The sequence below is a fragment of the Ferruginivarius sediminum genome (assembly GCF_003344765.1).
GTDB classification, from domain to species: domain Bacteria; phylum Pseudomonadota; class Alphaproteobacteria; order Kiloniellales; family Rhodovibrionaceae; genus Ferruginivarius; species Ferruginivarius sediminum.
Map to the genome: position 1 here is coordinate 158,320 of NZ_QPMH01000002.1, position 16,796 is coordinate 175,115.

Below are 16,796 nucleotides of genomic sequence, written 5' to 3' on the forward strand. Positions count from 1 at the left end.
GTCTATGGATGACTTTCGCGTCAGCCGGTCTTGCTGGCCAGACGGGCGCGCATCAGGCGTTCCAGGCAGCCTTCCGCCGCAACCGGCCGTGCAGTCAGGTCGCGCGCTTCAAGATAGGTTACGCTCTTGCCGTCTTGGTCCGGGTAGACGAACAGGTCCAGGACACACCCCGGCATCCGGTACTGCCAGATCTCGGCCGGCGGCTCCCGGCGGATCTGGGCGGGGCTGCCAAGCTGCGCCGCCACCACCCTCGGCGAGGCGCCGATGAACTGGTCGGGGTCCGCGTCGATATCGGGTGCCGCGGGTTCGGGCTTGGAATCGCGGGCCTTGGGCAGGCGCGCTTCGCGAGTATCAGGGGCGCGCGGATGCTTGGCCGTTGAATCGCTCTTACCGGGCGCTCCAGCCTGACTGTCCACACCGGGCGTACCTGCGGTCAAGGCTTGCCGCTGTGGCTCGCTGCCCGTTTTCAGGCGTGCTTCGACCCCCTCGTGGCCCTTGGGCGAACACGCCTGTAGCCCGATCACCGTAGACACCATGAGCGCGGCGGCAAGACGGACGGTCAACGGGACTCAGTCCCTCGACGTGCCGGCCCCGGCCTTTGGCGGCTGGTGCAGTGGGGTTGGCTGGCTGACGGTGGGCGAGGCGGTTGAGGGTGCATCTTCGCCGCGGCCGCCGGCACCCTGCGCTTCCTCCTCGGAAAGCTCGACCAGCGTCCCGCCGATGCGCCCGCCGCTCTCGATTTCCAGGCCGCGGTAGCGGATCGTGCCGTTCACCTGGCCGGTGGAACGGAGATACAGGCGCTCGCGAACGATCAGATCGCCGTCGAAACGACCGGCGATCTCGGCGATGTCGATGATGGCGGAGCCTTTGAACGCACCGGATGCCGCCACTTCCAGAACCCGGCTGTCGCTCAGGTCCGCTTCGACCTTGCCCTCGACGACAAGGCGGTCGCAGGAGCGGATCTCGCCCGAAACCTCGATGTCCCGGCCAACGGTGAGTTGCTTGCTCTCGGCTGGCTGGACGCCGTGCCCCGGCTGGCGTTGCCCGCCGTTGCGGCGGAACTGGTCGGGGCGCACCGGGGGCGCCGGCTGCCGGTTCAGGACGGCCGAAGGGTCGGGTCTTGGCGTCGGCTTGGCTGGCGCGGATGGGGCTTTGGCCGTGTCGCTGGCCGGCTTGTCATCGCCGGACGCCGCGGTTTCCTTCAGCGGCGGAGTGCTGGCCGTCGGCTCTTGCCACTCCGGCTTGCCCTGTTGCTGCTTGCGTTTGCCAAACATCGTCATGCGCCCTTGCCTCGCTGCGAATTCTGCTTTGCCCGGACAGCGCTGACCACGTTCGCCTCAGGCCGTCCGGGTTGCCGGTGCGCCCGCCTGCCGGCGCACACGCTCGAAAACATGCACCATGAAGGCCGTCGCCACCACCGGTGCGAACAAATTGACCAATGGAATTGTCATCAAGATGGCGATCGGGACACCCGCCACAGCGATCCGCCCGCCATAGCGGCGGCGAATGCGCTGCACGTCCGGACGGGTCATGCGTCGCACGGCCACCAGCTCAAAGTACTCCCGCCCCAGAAGGTATCCATTCAAAGTATAGAACACGACAAGGTTAAAAAACGGTAACAACAAATAAATCGGCAGGACGACCAGGTTGGCCAGGATCGTCACCAGCGCAAGGCTCAGCCCGTCCTTCACGCCTTCCCAGATCGGCTGCTCATCGGCCGGCGGCAGGTCGCGGTAATAGCGGTCCTCGACGCGCCCGGCGGCGTCCTCCAGGAACAACGACTGGGCAAGGCCCATCACGGCCGGGAACATCAGGAAGCTGGCAACCATGACGGCCGCGAAACCGCCCAGGCCGACCAGAACCTCGATGGCGTCGTTCCAGAAGCCGTCCTCGGCCAGCCGGCCGGCCAACGCCGTTCCGGCATGGTCGATGCCCCACCAGCAAAGCGCCCAGAGCGCGATCAACGCGACGAGCGCCACGCCCGCGCCGCGCCAGACGATGGCACGCAGGCGCGGGTCGCCAAGTTGCGCGAATGCCTTGAACAATGCGGAAAACATTCCAAGTGTCTAGCGACCAAAGCGCCGGCGCACAAGCCCGCGGACGGCTCCGCCGGTTGCGGCGCCGCACAAGCTGCGTATACTCGCGCCAGCCCGCACCTCCATCACCACCAACCACGACGAGGGGGAGACCCGCCATGGCGGAGTCGCATATCGACGTGCTGGGTATCGGCAATGCCATTGTCGACGTGATCGCCCACGCTGACGATGGCTTTCTGGATCAGCACAGCCTTCCGAAGGGGTCCATGACCCTGATCGACGCCGAGCAGGCACACGCCCTCTACGAGGCGATGGGGCCGGGCACCGAGATGTCGGGCGGTTCAGCCGCCAACACCATGGCCGGCATCGCCTCGCTGGGCGGCCGCGGCGCCTTCCTGGGCAAGGTGCGCAACGACCAGCTCGGCGGCATCTTCCGCCACGATATCCGCGCGGTCGGCACCCGCTTCGACAGCCCGTCGGCGGAAAGCGGACTGCCGACGGCGCGCTGCCTGATTTTCGTGACGCCGGACGCGCAGCGCACGATGGCGACCTTCCTGGGCGCCTCGACCGAATTCGGCCCGGCCGACATCGAGGAAAGTCTGATCGCCGAGGCCAAGGTCACCTATCTGGAAGGCTACCTCTGGGACGCACCGCCGGCGAAGGAGGCGTTCGTCCAGGCTGCGCGCGCGGCGCACGCAGCCGGCAAGCGCGTGGCGCTGTCGCTGTCGGACCCGTTCTGCGTCGACCGTCACCGCGAATCCTTCCGGGATCTGCTGGAAGGCCACGTGGATATCCTCTTCGCCAACGAGGCGGAGATCACCTCGCTCTACGAGACGGACGACTTCGATAAGGCCCTGCAACAAGTTCGCGGCCATTGCGAGATCGCGGCGCTGACCCGTAGCGAGAAGGGGTCCGTCATCGTTGCCAATGACGAGGTGCACGTCGTCGACGCCGCGCCCGTCAGCAAGGTCGTGGACACGACCGGGGCCGGCGATTCCTACGCCGCCGGCTTCCTGTTCGGGTTCACCCAGGGTTACAAGCTGTACGACTGCGGCCGCCTCGGCGCCCTTTGCGCCGCCGAGGTGATCAGCCACGTCGGCGCCCGGCCCGAGGTGGAGCTGAAGGAACTGATCGCCGAGAAACTGGGAGCCGAAGCCGCTCGATGACTTATGCACGCCAGGGGGTGACCCCGCGCAACCTCGCCATTATCGCTCACGTCGACCATGGCAAGACCACGCTGGTCGACCAGTTGCTGCGCCAGTCCGGCACGTTCCGGGCCAACCAGCAGGTGGCCGAGCGGGCGATGGACAGCAACGACCTCGAGCGTGAGCGGGGTATCACCATCCTGGCGAAATGCACTTCGATCATGTGCGGCGACAGCCGGGTGAATATCGTCGACACGCCCGGCCACGCCGATTTCGGCGGCGAGGTGGAGCGCATCCTCTCGATGGTGGATGGCGTCCTGCTTCTCGTCGACGCCGCCGAGGGGCCGATGCCCCAGACCAAGTTCGTGTTGATGAAGGCGCTGGCCCATGGTCTGCGGCCCATCGTCGTCGTGAACAAGGCCGACAAGCCCGAGGCCCGGCCGTGGGAGGTGCAGGCCGAGGTGTTCGACCTTTTCGCCGCGCTGGATGCGGACGACGATCAGCTCGACTTCCCGACGCTGTTCGCCTCGGCCAAGGAGGGCTGGGCGGATACGGACCCCGACGGTCCGCGGGCGTCGATGGAGCCGCTATTCGAGGCGATCCTTAACAAGGTGCCGCCCGCCGAGGCGGACGAGGAGGCGCCTTTCTCCATGCTGGCGACGGTGCTGGACGCCGATCCCTATCTGGGCCGGGTGCTGACCGGACGAATTCATTCCGGTATCGCAAAGGTCAACATGCCGGTGAAGGCGTTGAAGCGCGATGGCAGCAGCGCGGGCGGCACCGCGCGGCTTACCAAGCTGCTGGCCTATCGCGGATTGCAGCGCGTGCCGGTGGAAGAGGCGCGTGCCGGCGACATCATCGCCATCGCCGGCCTGGACGGCGCCACGGTCGCCGACACGATTTGCGCGCCCGAGGTCAGCGAGCCGATCCCGGCGCGCCCGATCGACCCGCCAACCCTGGCCATGACGTTCTCCATCAACGATTCGCCGCTTGCCGGGCGCGAGGGGGACAAGGTGACGAGCCGCCTGATCCGCGCGCGCTTGGAGCGCGAGGCGGAGGGCAACGTGGCGCTGGAGATCCGCGAGACCGAGGACAAGGACGCCTTCGAGGTCGCCGGCCGTGGCGAATTGCAGCTTGGCGTCCTGATCGAGACGATGCGCCGCGAGGGCTTCGAGTTGTCCATCTCCCGCCCGCGCGTTCTGTTCCGCCGGGACGAGGCGACGGGGCAGACGCTGGAGCCGGTGGAGCTTGTGCAGATCGACGTCGACGAGGACTATGCCGGCGTGGTCGTCGAGAAGGTGAGCCAGCGCCGCGGTGAGCTTGTGGACATGAAGCCGTCCGGCGGCGACAAGCAGCGCGTCGTGTTCCGCGCCCCTGCGCGCGGCCTGATCGGCTATCATGGCGAGTTCCTGACGGATACCCGTGGCACCGGTGTCATGCATCGCGTCTTCGATAGCTACGAGCCGTACAAGGGCCCGATTCCCGCGCGACGCAACGGCGCCATCATCGCCCAGGGCCAGGGCGAAGCGGTGGCCTATGCCCTGTGGAACCTGGAGGATCGCGGGGTTCTTTTCATCGACCCGGGCGACATGGTCTACGAGGGCATGGTGATCGGCGAGCACAACCGCCCCGCCGACCTGGAGGTCAATGCCCTCAAGGCCAAACAGCTTTCCAACGTGCGTTCCGCCGGCAAGGACGACGCCATCCGCCTGACCCCGCCACGCCGTTACGCGCTGGAGGAGGCACTGAGCTACATCGGCGACGACGAGCTGGTCGAGGTGACACCGAAATCGTTGCGCTTACGTAAGAAAACCCTGGACCCACACGTCCGCAAGCGCGAGCAGAAGCTGCGCGATGCCGGATGACAACGGCATCTCCGCCCGCCGCTCCTGGCGCGAGGCGCTTGCCGTTTATGCCCATCCGCGCGTGGCCGGGATGCTGTTCCTGGGCTTCTCGGCCGGCCTGCCTTTCCTGCTGATTTTTGCGACACTGTCGGCCTGGCTGCGCGAGGCCGGGGTCACGGCCACGACCATTGGCTTCTTCTCCTGGGCCGGCATCATGTTCTCCATCAAGGTGGTGTGGGCGCCCGTTATCGACCGCCTGCCGCTTCCTGGCCTGACCCGCTGGCTGGGCCGGCGGCGGGGGTGGATGCTGCTGGGCCAAATCGGGGTGGCCGCCGGCCTTCTGGGGATCGCGGCAAGCGACCCGGCAGCGGAAGTCGGCCACCTCGCCGTGCTGGCCGTGGCCATCGCGTTTTTCTCCGCCACGCAGGACGTGGCCATCGACGCCTACCGCATCGAGGCGGTGGAGCGGCGCGTGCAGGGCGCGATGGCGGCGGCCTATATTCTGGGTTACCGCGTCGCACTGCTGACCGGCGGCGCGGGCACGCTCTACATCGCCGAGTTCGTGTCCTGGTCGAGCGCCTATACGACCATGGCCGCGCTGATGGGCGTGGGCATGGCGACCGTCCTGCTCATCCGCGAGCCGGAGACGACGCGGGATCGAGCGCGGCTTGCGGCGGAAGATCTTCCAGCGTCATTACGCAACCGGAACTTTTCTCCGAGGGCGAGGATGACACTGGGTTGGCTCTACAGCGCGGTCGTGTGCCCGTTCCTGGATTTCTTCCGCCGCTATGGCCGTACGGCGCTGCTGGTCCTGCTTTTCGTCGGCGTCTATCGCCTGTCGGACATCACCATGGGGGTGATGGCGAACCCCTTCTATATCGATCTCGGCTTCACCAAGGCCGAGATTGCCAGTGTCACCAAGGTCTTCGGTTTCTTCATGTCGATTGCCGGCGCCTTCCTGGGCGGCCTGCTGGTCGCGCGCATGGGCGTTTTGAAGCCGCTGGTCCTGGGCGCTGTCCTTGTGGCCGGGACGAACCTGCTGTTCGCGTGGATGGCGCATGCCGGACCCGACCTGCGGCTGCTGACAGTGACCATCAGCGCGGACAACCTCTCGGGCGGGCTGGCCGGCGCGGTGTTCGTGGCCTACCTTTCGTCGCTGACCTCCACCGCCTACACGGCTACGCAGTATGCGCTGTTCTCCTCGTTGATGACCCTGCCCGGAAAGTTCATGGGCGGCTTCTCCGGCGTGGTGGTGGATTCTTACGGCTATGTGGAGTTCTTCCTGGTGGCCGCCGGCATCGGTTTGCCGGCTATCGCGCTCGCCATCGTGATCCTGCATCGAGGCAAGGGGCTTCAGCCCGGCATCGCCGGCGCGGAGTAGCGGTTAGCCGCTATCGCGCCGTTGCGAAAGTGGTATTATAAGAATACCATGACGCCGTCACTCCGAGCGTTCAGTGAGGCCCGCCATGACTGCCTCTCAAACCATTGCGCGCTTCCTTTCCGACAGCGGCGTCTCGGCGGCTGCCCGCAGCCACCCGCGCAGTGCTACCGCGGCCCAGGCGGCGCATTTCGCCCATGTCCCGGAAACCGCTTTCGCCAAGGCGGTCGTTCTCAAGGACGATGACGGCTTTTTCCTTGCCGTGCTGCCGGCCTCGCGAAGCATCGTCCTCGGCGGTCTGTGGCGCGAGACGCACCGGCCGGCGCGACTGGCGGAGGAGGCCGAGATCGCGGGGCTGTTCCCCGATTGCGATCTGGGCGCCGTCCCGCCATTCGGTGCGGCCTACGGCCTGGACGTGCTGGTCGACGACAGCCTGTTGCGCGAGCCGACCGTCTACTGCGAGGGCGGCGACCACGAGACGCTGCTTGAGGTTTCCGGCGCCGATTTCGCCAAGCTGATGGCAAGCGCGCGGCACGGCACCTTCGCGCAGTACCGCGACGCCGACAGCCTCTCGGCGCACCCGAGCTGAGGGTGCGTGGGTTTTGTATTCCGGTAACGGTTGATTAGCGCGCTGGTTGAGGGCGGCTCTCGCTTCCGCGGCCGCGCGGCATGGCGCAGTTCCCGCCCGTTTCCGCTTAACGCCTGATATCGAGGGTATCCGGTGGATTACCGGCAGGTTCAGCGCATTCCAGTATACAAGTGATAGTAGAAAATTCTTTGACCAAGGAATAGCGGGCGGCTACAATTCGATGAAACCAGAATTGTTAGAAGGCGGAATAATGCCCGCAGAAGACGTCTATTCGCTGTCGCCGCTGAAAGCCACGCGCGACGCGGCCTTCTCCGCCCGGTTGCCGGGTTCCAAGTCGTTCACCAACCGGGCGCTGCTGCTGGCCGCGCAGCGGGCCGACACCACCGAGGTCACCAACGCGCTGCACGCCGAGGATACCGAGCTGCTGGCCAAGTGCCTGGACGGCTTCAAGGGCTTGACGGCGGAGAAGACGGCGGACGGCTTCCGTCTGTCGCGCCGGGCGGGCCGGCTTGGCGCGCCGGACCATGAGCTGTTTATCGGCGGCGCCGGGACGCCCGCGCGCTTTCTGCTGAGCTTTGCGGCGGAGGCCGACGGCGCGACCGTCGTGACGGGTATCCCGCGGCTTTGCGAGCGGCCGATGGGCCATATCCTGGAGGCGCTGGAGCGTGTGGGCATCGCGACCGAGTGCCTGCAGACGCCGGGCTGCGTACCGGCCCGGATTCACGGCGGCGAGCCCGTCGGCACCGAATGGGAGATCGACGGCAGCGTCTCCTCGCAGTTCGTCAGCTCGCTGATGCTGCTGGCCGGGCGCCGGCCCGCCGGCAGCGCGCCGATCACCGTGCGCGTTCCGGGCCATCTGGTCTCGCGGCCCTACGTCGAGATGACCGCGCAGATCATGAACCAGGTCGGCATCCCGGTGGAGGAGGCCGGCCCGGCGGCCTGGCGGATCACGCCGGCGGAGCCGAAGCCGTCACGCATCGAGATTGAGCCCGACGCCTCGGCCATGTCGTATGTCCTGGGTGCGGCCGCGATCACCGGCTCGAAGGTCAGCGTGCCCGGCATCGGCTCCGGCTCCAAGCAGGGCGACGTCGGCTTTGCCCGCATCATGGAGGCGATGGGTTGCCGCCTGACCATGGACGCCGAGCGCATCGAGATCGAGGGCCCGAAGGACGGTCTGCGCGGCGTCGACGTCGATATGGAGCTGATGCCCGACGTGGTGCTGACCCTGGCGGTGGTGGCGGCCTTCGCGAAAGGGCCGACGAGGATCACCAACATCGCCAATCTTCGGGTCAAGGAGTGCGACCGCATCGATGCGGCGGCGACCGAGCTGGGCCGCATGGGCGTGAAGGCGATACAGCACGACGACAGCCTGGAGATCCACCCCGGCGACCCGATCAAGCCGGCGCGTATCGAGACCTACAACGACCACCGGGTGGCGATGTCGTTCGCGCTGGCGGGGCTGCTGCGGCCGGGCATCGAGATCGCCGATCCCGGCTGTGTCGCCAAGTCCTTTCCGAACTTCTGGGAGGAATACGAGCGTTTCAGGGCTCACCACAGCGCCGAGGCTGAGCATGTCTAACGCGGTTACCTCGGACCAATACCTGGACGAGTACGGAACCGGCCTTGTCGGCCGCTGGGACGACCTTGTCGGCTGGGAGGCGCGTTCGAAGTCGGAAGGGGCGTTCTTCCTCGACCTCCTGCGCGAGCATGGCGCGCGGCGCATACTGGACGCCGCCACCGGCACGGGCTTCCACGCCGTCGCCTTTGCCGACGCCGGTTATGACGTGACGGCCGTCGACGGCGCCCCGGAGATGGTCGCCAGGGCGCGCGCGAACCTGGCGGCGCGCGGCTATCCGGGCGTGGCTTGCGAGGTCGCCGACTGGCGCGACCTGGCGGCGACGGCCCCCGGTCCGTTCGACGCCGTAGTGTGCCTGGGGAATTCCTTCGGGCACCTGTTCTCCGAGGCCGACCTCGCCGCCAGCCTGCGCAGCTTTTACGAGGTGCTGTCGCCGGGCGGCCTGTTCGTTCTGGATTCGCGGAACTACGACCGTGTCCTCGACGGCACCGCCAGTTGCGGCAATCGCAACTATTGCTGCGTGGGCAACGATGCCGACGTCTCGCTCGAGCTTTCCGGGCCGGAACGGGTGACCATCACCTACAAGATCGGCTGTAGCGACGTTTACCGGATCGAGACCCATCCCTGGCGTCGCGCGGAGCTGAGCGCGGCCATCAGCGGTGCCGGCTTCAGGGGGCTTGAGGTGCACGGCGACTTCCAGGCCGACTTCGACCCGGCGAGCGTCGAGTTCTTCGTCTATATCGCCCGAAAGCCCGCGTGATGCATCAGGATCCCGTTTCGAAGGTGGCGCTCGTCGTGCTCGACGGCGCCGCGCTTGCCCCGGAAGGTCCCGGCAACGCCGTGACCCCGCGAACGCTGCCCACCCTGTTCCAGGCGATGCAGGAGCATGGCCACGCCGCGCTTCAGGCCTCCGGCCCGGCTGTCGGGCTGGAGGAAGGACAGATCGGCAACTCCGAGGTCGGTCACCTCACACTGGGGCTTGGCCGCGTGCAACCCTCCGCGCTGTCGCGCATCAACACGGCATACCGCGACGGCTCGTGGCGGGCGCATGCGCTGTGGGACAAGCTGGCCGACGCGCCCCGGCTGCACGTTGTCGGCATGCTTTCCGACGCCGGCGTCCACGCGCACCTGCGGACCATCTGGCAGGCGGCCGAATTGGCGGTCCAGCGTGGTATTCCCGACGTCGTGGTCCACCCGATCCTCGATGGCGTTGATTCGCAGGCCGGTACGGCCAAAGAGCTTCTGGAGGTGCTGCGCGAGAAGCTGTCCGCGCTGGGCGCGGGCGTGCGGCTGGGCGTCGTGATGGGGCGCAAGTGGTTCGCCGACCGTTCCGGCGGGTTCGAGCTGACCGACGTCTTTGCCGCGGCGTTGCAGGGCGAGGCGGCGCTGCCGGCGTTCAGCGACGCGGTGCTGGAAGAACATATGGCGGAGAAGAACGAATCGACATTTCCCGCCCATCTTGCGGAAGGCGGAACGACTATCGCCGCCGGGGACAACGTCATCGTCTCCAGTCACCGCGCCGACAGGGCCCGGCAGTCCGCGCTCGCGCTTGGGCGGCAGGCGAATGTCCATGCGCTCGTGACGCTGGACGACGCGGTGCCGGCGGAACGCGTTTTCTATCCGACCCAGGCCATCGAGGACGGGCTGGCGACCGCATTGGGCCAGCACGATATCGCGCCGGTGCGCATCGCCGAGGATTGCAAGTTCCCGCACGTCACCTTCTTCTTCAACGGCTTCCGGAAAAGCCTGGGCGAGCGGCAGATCCGCCTGCCGGGCCTGTCCGAGACGCCCGAGGAGCGGCCGGAGATGGCGTTGTCCGCCGTCACCGACGCCATCGTGGAGACGATGCTGGACCGTGACGCGCGCGGGATTGTCGCCAACCTCGCCAACCTGGATCAGGTCGGCCACTGTGGCCGTGTCGAGGTCGTCCGCGAGGCCGCCGGCCATGTCGAGAACGCCCTGGCGCGCATCGTCGCCGCCGCCAGACGGCAGGGCTGGACCCTGGTGCTGACGGCGGATCACGGCAACGCGGACCGCATGCTGGATGACGAAGGCCGGCCCGTCGGCTCGCATTCCGGCAATCCGGTGCCATTCACCGTCATTCCGGCCGAACACCAGAGCCTTGAATGGACAAGCCGGGAGGGCGGACTGTCGAACGTGGCCGCCACGATCCTGGCGCTGTTCGGCCTGCCGCGCGCCGAGGGCATGGATGCGCCGCTTTTGCGGGTGCATCGCCACGAGCGGGCAACGGCCTAGAGCATCAGGGAGGTTCGGAAGCCGGTCATGGTCACAATCCGCATCGCCGTCGAACCGCTGCCGCCGGAGGCGGGACAGCCGCTCGGCCTGCTGCTGCCCGAGCCACCGCGCACGGCGGAGCAGACCTTCATCGGCTTCGAGGCGCCGGGACGCTGGCGTCTTGGCAGCGTGCCGGGCGCCAACAACGGGCAGCGGGCCATGTTCACCTCGGCCCTGCCGCGCGAAGGCGATTCATTCAACCTCGTCTTCCGGCCGGGAAACCAGCCCACGCCCGACGAGGTGTACCGGCGCTTCGACAATGTCTACACCGAGGCGCCGCCGGCCCTACGCGAGGCGGTCGAGGCGGAGGTCGCCACCGCCGGCAGCGATGACGAGGCGGTGCGCCGCATCGTGGATTTCGTCGCGCAGCGCTTCGACTACGGCGCCCGCAATCCGGACCTGACGACGCCGCAGCTTGTCTGCGACATCGCCACCGGCAACTGCATCGACATCAACACGATCCTGCTTTCGGCGTTTCAGGCCGCGGGGATCGAGGCGTGCTATCGCGCCGGCTTCTTTTTCAAGACCGCCGAGCCGGGAACCCGGGCCGACGGCATGCATTGCTGGGTGACAACCCGCGTGGCGGGGCGCGAACGGCACTGGGACATCGCCCACTGCCTGCAGACCGGCCAGATCCCCGTCGTGCCCGGCCTCAATCCGGCCGGCGGGCTGCGTGTCGCGGCCTCGGCGGGGCGCGGCCTGACGTTCGCGCTGGACGATTTGACGACCGAGCCGATCAGCCATTTCGCCCGTCCGCACTGGGTTTTCGCCGATGGTGGCGTGATGGAGGCGGAGATCACGACGACGCTGCGTGCCTGCGAGCCCGAGATGGCCGAGGCGCTGGGCGCCGGCGCCGGGCTGGTCGACCCGGCCTGAGCGAACGTCGTTTCGGCGCCGCTATTCGCGCGCGGCGCTTTGCAGCGGAGAGACGAGCGCCCGGACCCGAACCCGCGCCAGTCCATCGCCGAGGAAGCCCAACCGACGCGCGGCCCGGCGCGAGACGTCGATGATCCGGCCATCGACGAAGGGGCCGCGATCGGTAATCCGCAACAGGGCCGAGCGGCCGTTCTCAAGGTTGGTCACCCGGACCTCGGTTCCGAGCGGCAGGGTCTTGTGGGCCGCCGTGAACGCCTCCTGGTCGTAGATCGTCCCGTTCGCGGCCGGCCGGCCATGGAACGGCGCGCCGTACCAGGAAGCGGTACCTTCCTCGTCGTACCCCGTGGCGCCGTGCGGCGCGTAGCTGACGCCGTCGATTTCGTAAGGGTGCAGGCCCAGCGGGCCTTCATAGCCCAGGTTCCAGACCAGCGCCGCCACGAGGACCAGGAAAGCCACGCCCGCCAAGGCTATCCACTCGGCGGAGCGGCTTCTCGTGACCTTTGGTTTCCGTCGCATGCTGGCCATGGCCGTTCAAGTGAAACACAGGGCTCGGAATTTCGTTACACGTGTCATATACCGGTCACACGGTCGGTTTCCACAAACGTTCCTTCGTCCCATATAGGTTATACTGAAATATTCCGGCGCTTGTATATTCGCCAAAGCCGTGTCATGCGCATCGCCGGGCGGGAGGCGTAGAGGAGCTGAGAGCCGATGAAGAAAATCCTTTGGGCGATTGCCGCCATCGTTGTCGTGCTTGTGGTCGTCGTGGTCGCGGCCCCCTTCCTGATCCCGGTCGAAACCTACAAGGACGAAATCCGCAATCAGGTGCGCTCTGCCACGGGCCGGGACTTGCAGGTCGCGGGCGATATCAACCTGTCCATCCTGCCGCGCACGCAACTCACCGTCGGGAAGGTCTCCTTCTCCAACCCGTCGTGGGCCGAGCAGCCGCAGATGGCGGAGCTTGAGCAGCTTCAGGTGCGCATCGACCCCTTCGCGCTGTTGTCGGGCGAGTTGCAGATCGAGAGCTTCGTGCTTGAAAAGCCGGTCATCTATCTGGCGGTCAACAAGGACGGCACGCCGAACTGGGCTTTCGGGACGCCGGGCGCGGCGGCCAAGCCCGATACCGGCGCGGCAGGGGCGGAGCCCACCGTGCCGTCGGAAGGCGCTGGCGGGTTGCCGCTGAAGGATGTCGGCCTGCGGGACGTGCGTCTCGTCGACGGCACGGTCACATACACCGACATGAAGACGGGTGAGAGCCAGACGCTCTCCGAGGTCAATCTGAGCGTGTCGCTGCAGGCGCTGGACCAGCCGTTCTCCGCCGACGGCTCCATGCAATGGAATGGCGAGACCGTCGAGATATCGCTGGACGCCGGCGCGCCGCGCGAACTGATGGCCGGCAAGCCGACGAAGCTGGCGCTCAACGTCGACTCGAAGCCGATCACGCTGTCCTACGACGGCGAGATCACGAATGCCGAGCCGCGCAAGCTGGAGGGTGGCGTCGAGCTTTCGATCCCCTCGGTGAAGGGGCTGGCGGCGTGGACCGGCAATCCCATCGCCGCGGCGGAAGGCACGCTGGAGGAATTCGAACTGGCGGGCGACGTTTCGGCGCAAGGCCAGAGCTATGCCTTCAGCGCGGAAACGCTGCGTCTTGACGATATTTCCGGCAACGGTTCGCTCGGCCTCGACCTCAGCGGCGCGAAGCCGTACCTGAACGGACGCCTGGATCTCGCCAAACTGAACCTGACGCCCTATCTGCCGGAGCCGACCAAGCCCGCGGGCGAGAAGGCGGATGGCGGCGCGGCTTCCGGCGAAACGTCCGGAGGCGATGGCTCTTCGGGCGGCGGCGACGGCGCGGCGGCGCAGACGCAGTGGAGCGATGAGCCGATCGACGTCTCCGCCCTGCACGCCGCAGATGCCGACTTCGAACTCAGCGTCGAGGGCATCCAGGCGCGCGAGGTGAAAGTCGGAAAAAGTGCCCTCGCCCTGCACCTGAAGGGCGGCCGGTTGCAGGCGGACCTGAACGAGTTGAACCTCTACGAAGGCCAGGGCAAGGGCCAGGTCGTCGTCGACGCCCGCGGCGATATGCCGAAGCTGACGAAGACCATGGCGTTGAGCGGCGTGCAGGCGAAGCCGCTGCTGACCGACGCCGCCGGCTTCGAGCGGCTGGAAGGTCAGGGCACGCTCAATATCGACATCAGCACCCAGGGCCGCTCGCAGAAGGCGATGGTCGAGGCGCTGGATGGCAAGGGCGCCATCGATTTCCGGGACGGCGCCGTCGTTGGCATCAATCTGGCCGCGATGGTCCGCAATGTCACCTCGGCCTTCTCGGAGGCCGGCGGGAATCAGAAGACCGATTTCGCCGAATTATCGGGCACTTTCACCATCGACGACGGTGTCCTCACCAACAAGGACATGGTGCTTCTTAATCCGCTGTTGCGCGTTCAGGGCGAGGGCACGGCGAACATCCCGAAGCGCACCGTCAATTACCGCCTGACGCCGAAGGCCGTGGCCTCGCTTGAGGGCCAAGGCAGCGAGATGGAGAAGAAGGGGCTGGCGGTGCCGGTCGTTATCCAGGGGCCATGGCACGACCTCAGCTATCGCCCGGACCTGGAAAGCTTGGTGAAGGACGCCATCAAGGACCCTGGGAAGCTCAAGGAATCGGCCGAAGAGACAATCGAAAGCATCAAGGAAGGCGGCGACTTGAAGGGTGTGCTGGAGAAGCTGGGCGGCGCCGGCGGCGAATCGCAGGAAGGCGAGGGGACGTCCGATCCCGGCGAGACCCTGAAGAAGTTGTTCGGCGATTAATGCGGCCTTTGGATGCGCGGGTGCGGGCGGTTTCTGCCCCGGCACCCGCGCTTCTGCCATGCCGTGGCCATGTTTCCGGGCTTCGATCCCTCGCAAGTGGGGCGTTTCGAAAGCGCATGATGCATAAGCGCCGTAGCCGGATATCTATGGTTACGAGCTGTTCCGTCGGCTACATCTAGGTCATGGCCCGTCCGAATCGACAGAAAGCGAAACAACAGCCGCGCGGCAACGGCCGGCAGCGGAACGACCGTGCCGCGCCGCCGCGTAAGCCGAGGAAGTCGGGGCGCCGCTGGCTGCGCCGTCTCGTGGTGTGGTCGCTGGTGCTGGCGATCTGGCTTGGCGTCGCCACCGCCGGTGTCATCGTCTATTACGCCCACGACATCCCCGATGTGGACAAGGTGGCCGAGGCCACGCGCAAGCCCAGCGTGACGCTGCTGGCCCAGGACGGGACGGTGCTTGCCTCCTACGGCAAGCTCTATGGCGAGAGCGTCAGCCTGGAGGACGTGCCGCCCGCGCTGCCCAGGGCGGTGATGGCGGCGGAGGACCGGCGGTTCTACAGCCACTTCGGTGTCGATCCTTTCGGTCTGGCCCGCGCGATGGTCGCCAACGTGCGCGCCGGCGGCATCGTGCAGGGCGGCTCCACGATCACGCAGCAGCTTGCGAAGAACCTGTTCCTGACGCCCGAGCGCACGATCAAGCGCAAGGTGCAGGAACTGATCCTCGCGTTCTGGCTGGAGCACAGGTTCAACAAGGACCGGATTCTCGCGCTGTACCTGAACCGGGTCTATCTGGGCGCCGGCACCTACGGCGTGGACGCGGCGGCGCGGCGTTACTTCGGCAAGCCGGCGTCCAAGGTGAACCTTTACGAGTCGGCGCTTCTGGCCGGTCTCCTGAAGGCGCCCTCGCGCTACAACCCGGCAAGCGACCCCGATGCCGCGCATGAGCGCGCCATGATCGTCCTGCAGGACATGGTAGAGGCCGGCTACATCACCGAGGCCGATGCCAGGCGCGCCGCGAGCCGTCGCGGCCAGGGTCAGGCCGTTGCGGCGTGGCGCGGACGCTACTTCGCGGACTGGGTGCTTGGGGAGGTTCGCGACTACCTCGGCTATCATTCCAGGGACCTGGTCGTCCGCACCACGCTGGACCGCCGGTTGCAGCGCCTGGCGGAGGCCAATCTGCGCAAGCTTCTGGCGGAGAAGGGCGCGGAACGCGACGCCCGGCAGGCGGCGCTGGTGATGATGACGCCAAACGGCTCCGTCCGCGCCATGGTGGGCGGGCGCGATTACCGCGAGTCGCAGTTCAATCGCGCCACCCAGGCGATGCGGCAGCCCGGCTCCGCCTTCAAGCCGTTCGTCTATCTGGCCGGCATGGAAGACGGCCTGACGCCCGACCACCAGATGGAGGACCGGCCGATCCGCGTCGATGGCTGGTCGCCCGACAACTATGCCGGCCGCTATCATGGCCGTGTGACGCTGCGGGAGGCGTTCGCGCGCTCGCTCAATTCCGTTGCCGTGCGGGTGCTGCAACGGGTCGGCGCGCAGAAGGTCGCCGAAACCGCGCACAGGCTTGGCATTTCCGCCGACCTCAAGGCGCACCCCAGCTTGGCGCTCGGCACCTCGGAAGTCTCGCTATTGGAACTGACGGGGGCCTATGCGGTATTCGCCAATCGCGGGAATGCCGTCTTCCCGCACGGGATCGAGGAGATCCGCGACAGCGAGGGCCGCGTGCTGTACCGCCGACAGAGCAGCGGTACCGGCCGCGTCGTGCAGCCGCGCCACCTGCAGCGCGTGACAGATCTGCTGCGCGCGAACGTCGCGTGGGGCACCGGCAAGGCCGCCGCGCCGGGCCGGCCGGCGGCGGGCAAGACGGGAACCAGCCAGGACTTCCGCGACGCTTGGTTCGTCGGCTTCACGGCCGAACTTGTGACAGGCGTCTGGGTCGGTAACGACGATGGGCGGCCCATGGACCGCGTCACCGGCGGCAGCCTGCCGGCCCAGCTCTGGCATCGGACGACCGTCGCAGCCCTGGAAGGCCAGCCGCCGCAGCCGCTGCCGGGCATGGAGATCCGGGTGGCCGAGAGTACGCCCAGTGACGAAGGCGGCGGGGATGGGGGCCTTATCAGCCGCATTATCCGCTCGTTGGGGGGGGACAAGGACAATAGAAGCGGCGAACCCGCGAAGGTGCGGAGCGATTTTCGCGAGAACAGTGGTGAATACAGGCAGCATGGCCGCTGAAACCCGCTTTCTTCCAGG

At 67.2% G+C, this 16,796-nt stretch carries 14 protein-coding genes; 10 read left to right on the forward strand and 4 right to left on the reverse strand.

The genetic code is table 11. The features are described from left to right. Positions 1-20: 20 nt before the first annotated feature. Genes DRB17_RS02705 through DRB17_RS02715 form a run of 3 tightly spaced genes read right to left on the reverse strand, consistent with a single transcriptional unit; the run spans position 21 to position 2,057 of the window. Positions 21-563 carry a hypothetical protein gene (locus DRB17_RS02705; RefSeq protein ID WP_114580628.1) on the reverse strand — a complete coding sequence of 181 codons (543 nt, stop codon included), beginning with the start codon at positions 561-563 and terminating at the stop codon, positions 21-23. Positions 564-569: 6 nt separating this feature from the next. Then, positions 570-1,280, reverse strand: a complete 711-nt coding sequence (locus DRB17_RS02710; protein ID WP_114580629.1) for a bactofilin family protein — start codon at positions 1,278-1,280, stop codon at positions 570-572. Between the two features lie 57 nt (positions 1,281-1,337). After that, complete coding sequence (locus DRB17_RS02715; protein WP_114580630.1) at positions 1,338-2,057, reverse strand: EI24 domain-containing protein; 720 nt, start codon at positions 2,055-2,057, stop codon at positions 1,338-1,340. 137 nt (positions 2,058-2,194) lie between these two features. Here DRB17_RS02715 and DRB17_RS02720 point away from each other — a divergent pair, with 137 nt between their 5' ends. From DRB17_RS02720 to DRB17_RS02755, 8 genes are all read left to right on the forward strand, one after another. Then, positions 2,195-3,202: an adenosine kinase gene (locus DRB17_RS02720; protein ID WP_114580631.1), complete on the forward strand. Its 1,008-nt coding sequence runs from the start codon at positions 2,195-2,197 to the stop codon at positions 3,200-3,202. A 17-nt stretch (positions 3,203-3,219) separates the two neighbouring features. Beyond that, a complete protein-coding gene (gene typA / locus DRB17_RS02725) occupies positions 3,220-5,046 on the forward strand; it encodes a translational GTPase TypA (protein ID WP_114580844.1) in 1,827 nt (608 codons plus the stop codon). Next, a complete protein-coding gene (locus tag DRB17_RS02730) occupies positions 5,036-6,406 on the forward strand; it encodes an AmpG family muropeptide MFS transporter (RefSeq protein WP_114580632.1) in 1,371 nt (456 codons plus the stop codon). The genes typA and DRB17_RS02730 overlap by 11 nt, the downstream gene beginning before the upstream one ends. Before the next feature lie 85 nt (positions 6,407-6,491). After that, the gene (locus DRB17_RS02735; protein ID WP_114580633.1) at positions 6,492-6,992 is read left to right on the forward strand and encodes an aminoacyl-tRNA deacylase; all 501 of its coding nucleotides are present in this window, start codon (positions 6,492-6,494) and stop codon (positions 6,990-6,992) included. Positions 6,993-7,242: 250 nt separating this feature from the next. After that, positions 7,243-8,571, forward strand: a complete 1,329-nt coding sequence (gene aroA, locus DRB17_RS02740) for a 3-phosphoshikimate 1-carboxyvinyltransferase (RefSeq protein ID WP_161958672.1) — start codon at positions 7,243-7,245, stop codon at positions 8,569-8,571. Continuing rightward, positions 8,564-9,328, forward strand: a complete 765-nt coding sequence (locus DRB17_RS02745) for a class I SAM-dependent methyltransferase (protein ID WP_114580635.1) — start codon at positions 8,564-8,566, stop codon at positions 9,326-9,328. Before aroA ends, DRB17_RS02745 begins: the two co-directional genes overlap by 8 nt. Beyond that, entirely contained in the window at positions 9,328-10,824 is a 1,497-nt protein-coding gene (locus DRB17_RS02750) for an alkaline phosphatase family protein (RefSeq protein ID WP_114580636.1), read from the forward strand. Before DRB17_RS02745 ends, DRB17_RS02750 begins: the two co-directional genes overlap by 1 nt. A 27-nt stretch (positions 10,825-10,851) precedes the next feature. After that, positions 10,852-11,739: a transglutaminase-like domain-containing protein gene (locus tag DRB17_RS02755; RefSeq protein WP_114580637.1), complete on the forward strand. Its 888-nt coding sequence runs from the start codon at positions 10,852-10,854 to the stop codon at positions 11,737-11,739. 21 nt (positions 11,740-11,760) lie between these two features. Here the strand turns inward: DRB17_RS02755 and DRB17_RS02760 are convergent, their stop codons facing one another. Further along, the gene (locus tag DRB17_RS02760) at positions 11,761-12,255 is read right to left on the reverse strand and encodes a septal ring lytic transglycosylase RlpA family protein (RefSeq protein WP_114580845.1); all 495 of its coding nucleotides are present in this window, start codon (positions 12,253-12,255) and stop codon (positions 11,761-11,763) included. 195 nt (positions 12,256-12,450) lie between these two features. Here DRB17_RS02760 and DRB17_RS02765 point away from each other — a divergent pair, with 195 nt between their 5' ends. Both DRB17_RS02765 and DRB17_RS02770 read left to right on the forward strand, forming a co-directional pair. Continuing rightward, entirely contained in the window at positions 12,451-14,544 is a 2,094-nt protein-coding gene (locus DRB17_RS02765) for an AsmA family protein (protein WP_114580638.1), read from the forward strand. A gap of 182 nt (positions 14,545-14,726) precedes the next feature. Continuing rightward, positions 14,727-16,778, forward strand: coding sequence for a transglycosylase domain-containing protein (locus DRB17_RS02770; RefSeq protein WP_114580639.1), 2,052 nt, complete (start codon positions 14,727-14,729; stop codon positions 16,776-16,778). The last annotated feature ends 18 nt before the right edge of the window (positions 16,779-16,796 follow it).

Bases quoted from the DNA above. Each gene is read 5' to 3' on its own strand.
- DRB17_RS02715 (WP_114580630.1), bottom strand. From the start codon at position 2,057: ATGTTTTCCGCATTGTTCAAGGCATTCGCGCAACTTGGCGACCCGCGC.
- DRB17_RS02750 (WP_114580636.1), top strand. From the start codon at position 9,328: ATGCATCAGGATCCCGTTTCGAAGGTGGCGCTCGTCGTGCTCGACGGC.
- DRB17_RS02755 (WP_114580637.1), top strand. From the start codon at position 10,852: ATGGTCACAATCCGCATCGCCGTCGAACCGCTGCCGCCGGAGGCGGGA.
- DRB17_RS02710 (WP_114580629.1), bottom strand. From the start codon at position 1,280: ATGACGATGTTTGGCAAACGCAAGCAGCAACAGGGCAAGCCGGAGTGG.
- DRB17_RS02770 (WP_114580639.1), top strand. From the start codon at position 14,727: ATGGCCCGTCCGAATCGACAGAAAGCGAAACAACAGCCGCGCGGCAAC.
- DRB17_RS02765 (WP_114580638.1), top strand. From the start codon at position 12,451: ATGAAGAAAATCCTTTGGGCGATTGCCGCCATCGTTGTCGTGCTTGTG.
- aroA (WP_161958672.1), top strand. From the start codon at position 7,243: ATGCCCGCAGAAGACGTCTATTCGCTGTCGCCGCTGAAAGCCACGCGC.
- DRB17_RS02730 (WP_114580632.1), top strand. From the start codon at position 5,036: ATGCCGGATGACAACGGCATCTCCGCCCGCCGCTCCTGGCGCGAGGCG.
- DRB17_RS02760 (WP_114580845.1), bottom strand. From the start codon at position 12,255: ATGCGACGGAAACCAAAGGTCACGAGAAGCCGCTCCGCCGAGTGGATA.
- DRB17_RS02720 (WP_114580631.1), top strand. From the start codon at position 2,195: ATGGCGGAGTCGCATATCGACGTGCTGGGTATCGGCAATGCCATTGTC.
- DRB17_RS02735 (WP_114580633.1), top strand. From the start codon at position 6,492: ATGACTGCCTCTCAAACCATTGCGCGCTTCCTTTCCGACAGCGGCGTC.
- DRB17_RS02745 (WP_114580635.1), top strand. From the start codon at position 8,564: ATGTCTAACGCGGTTACCTCGGACCAATACCTGGACGAGTACGGAACC.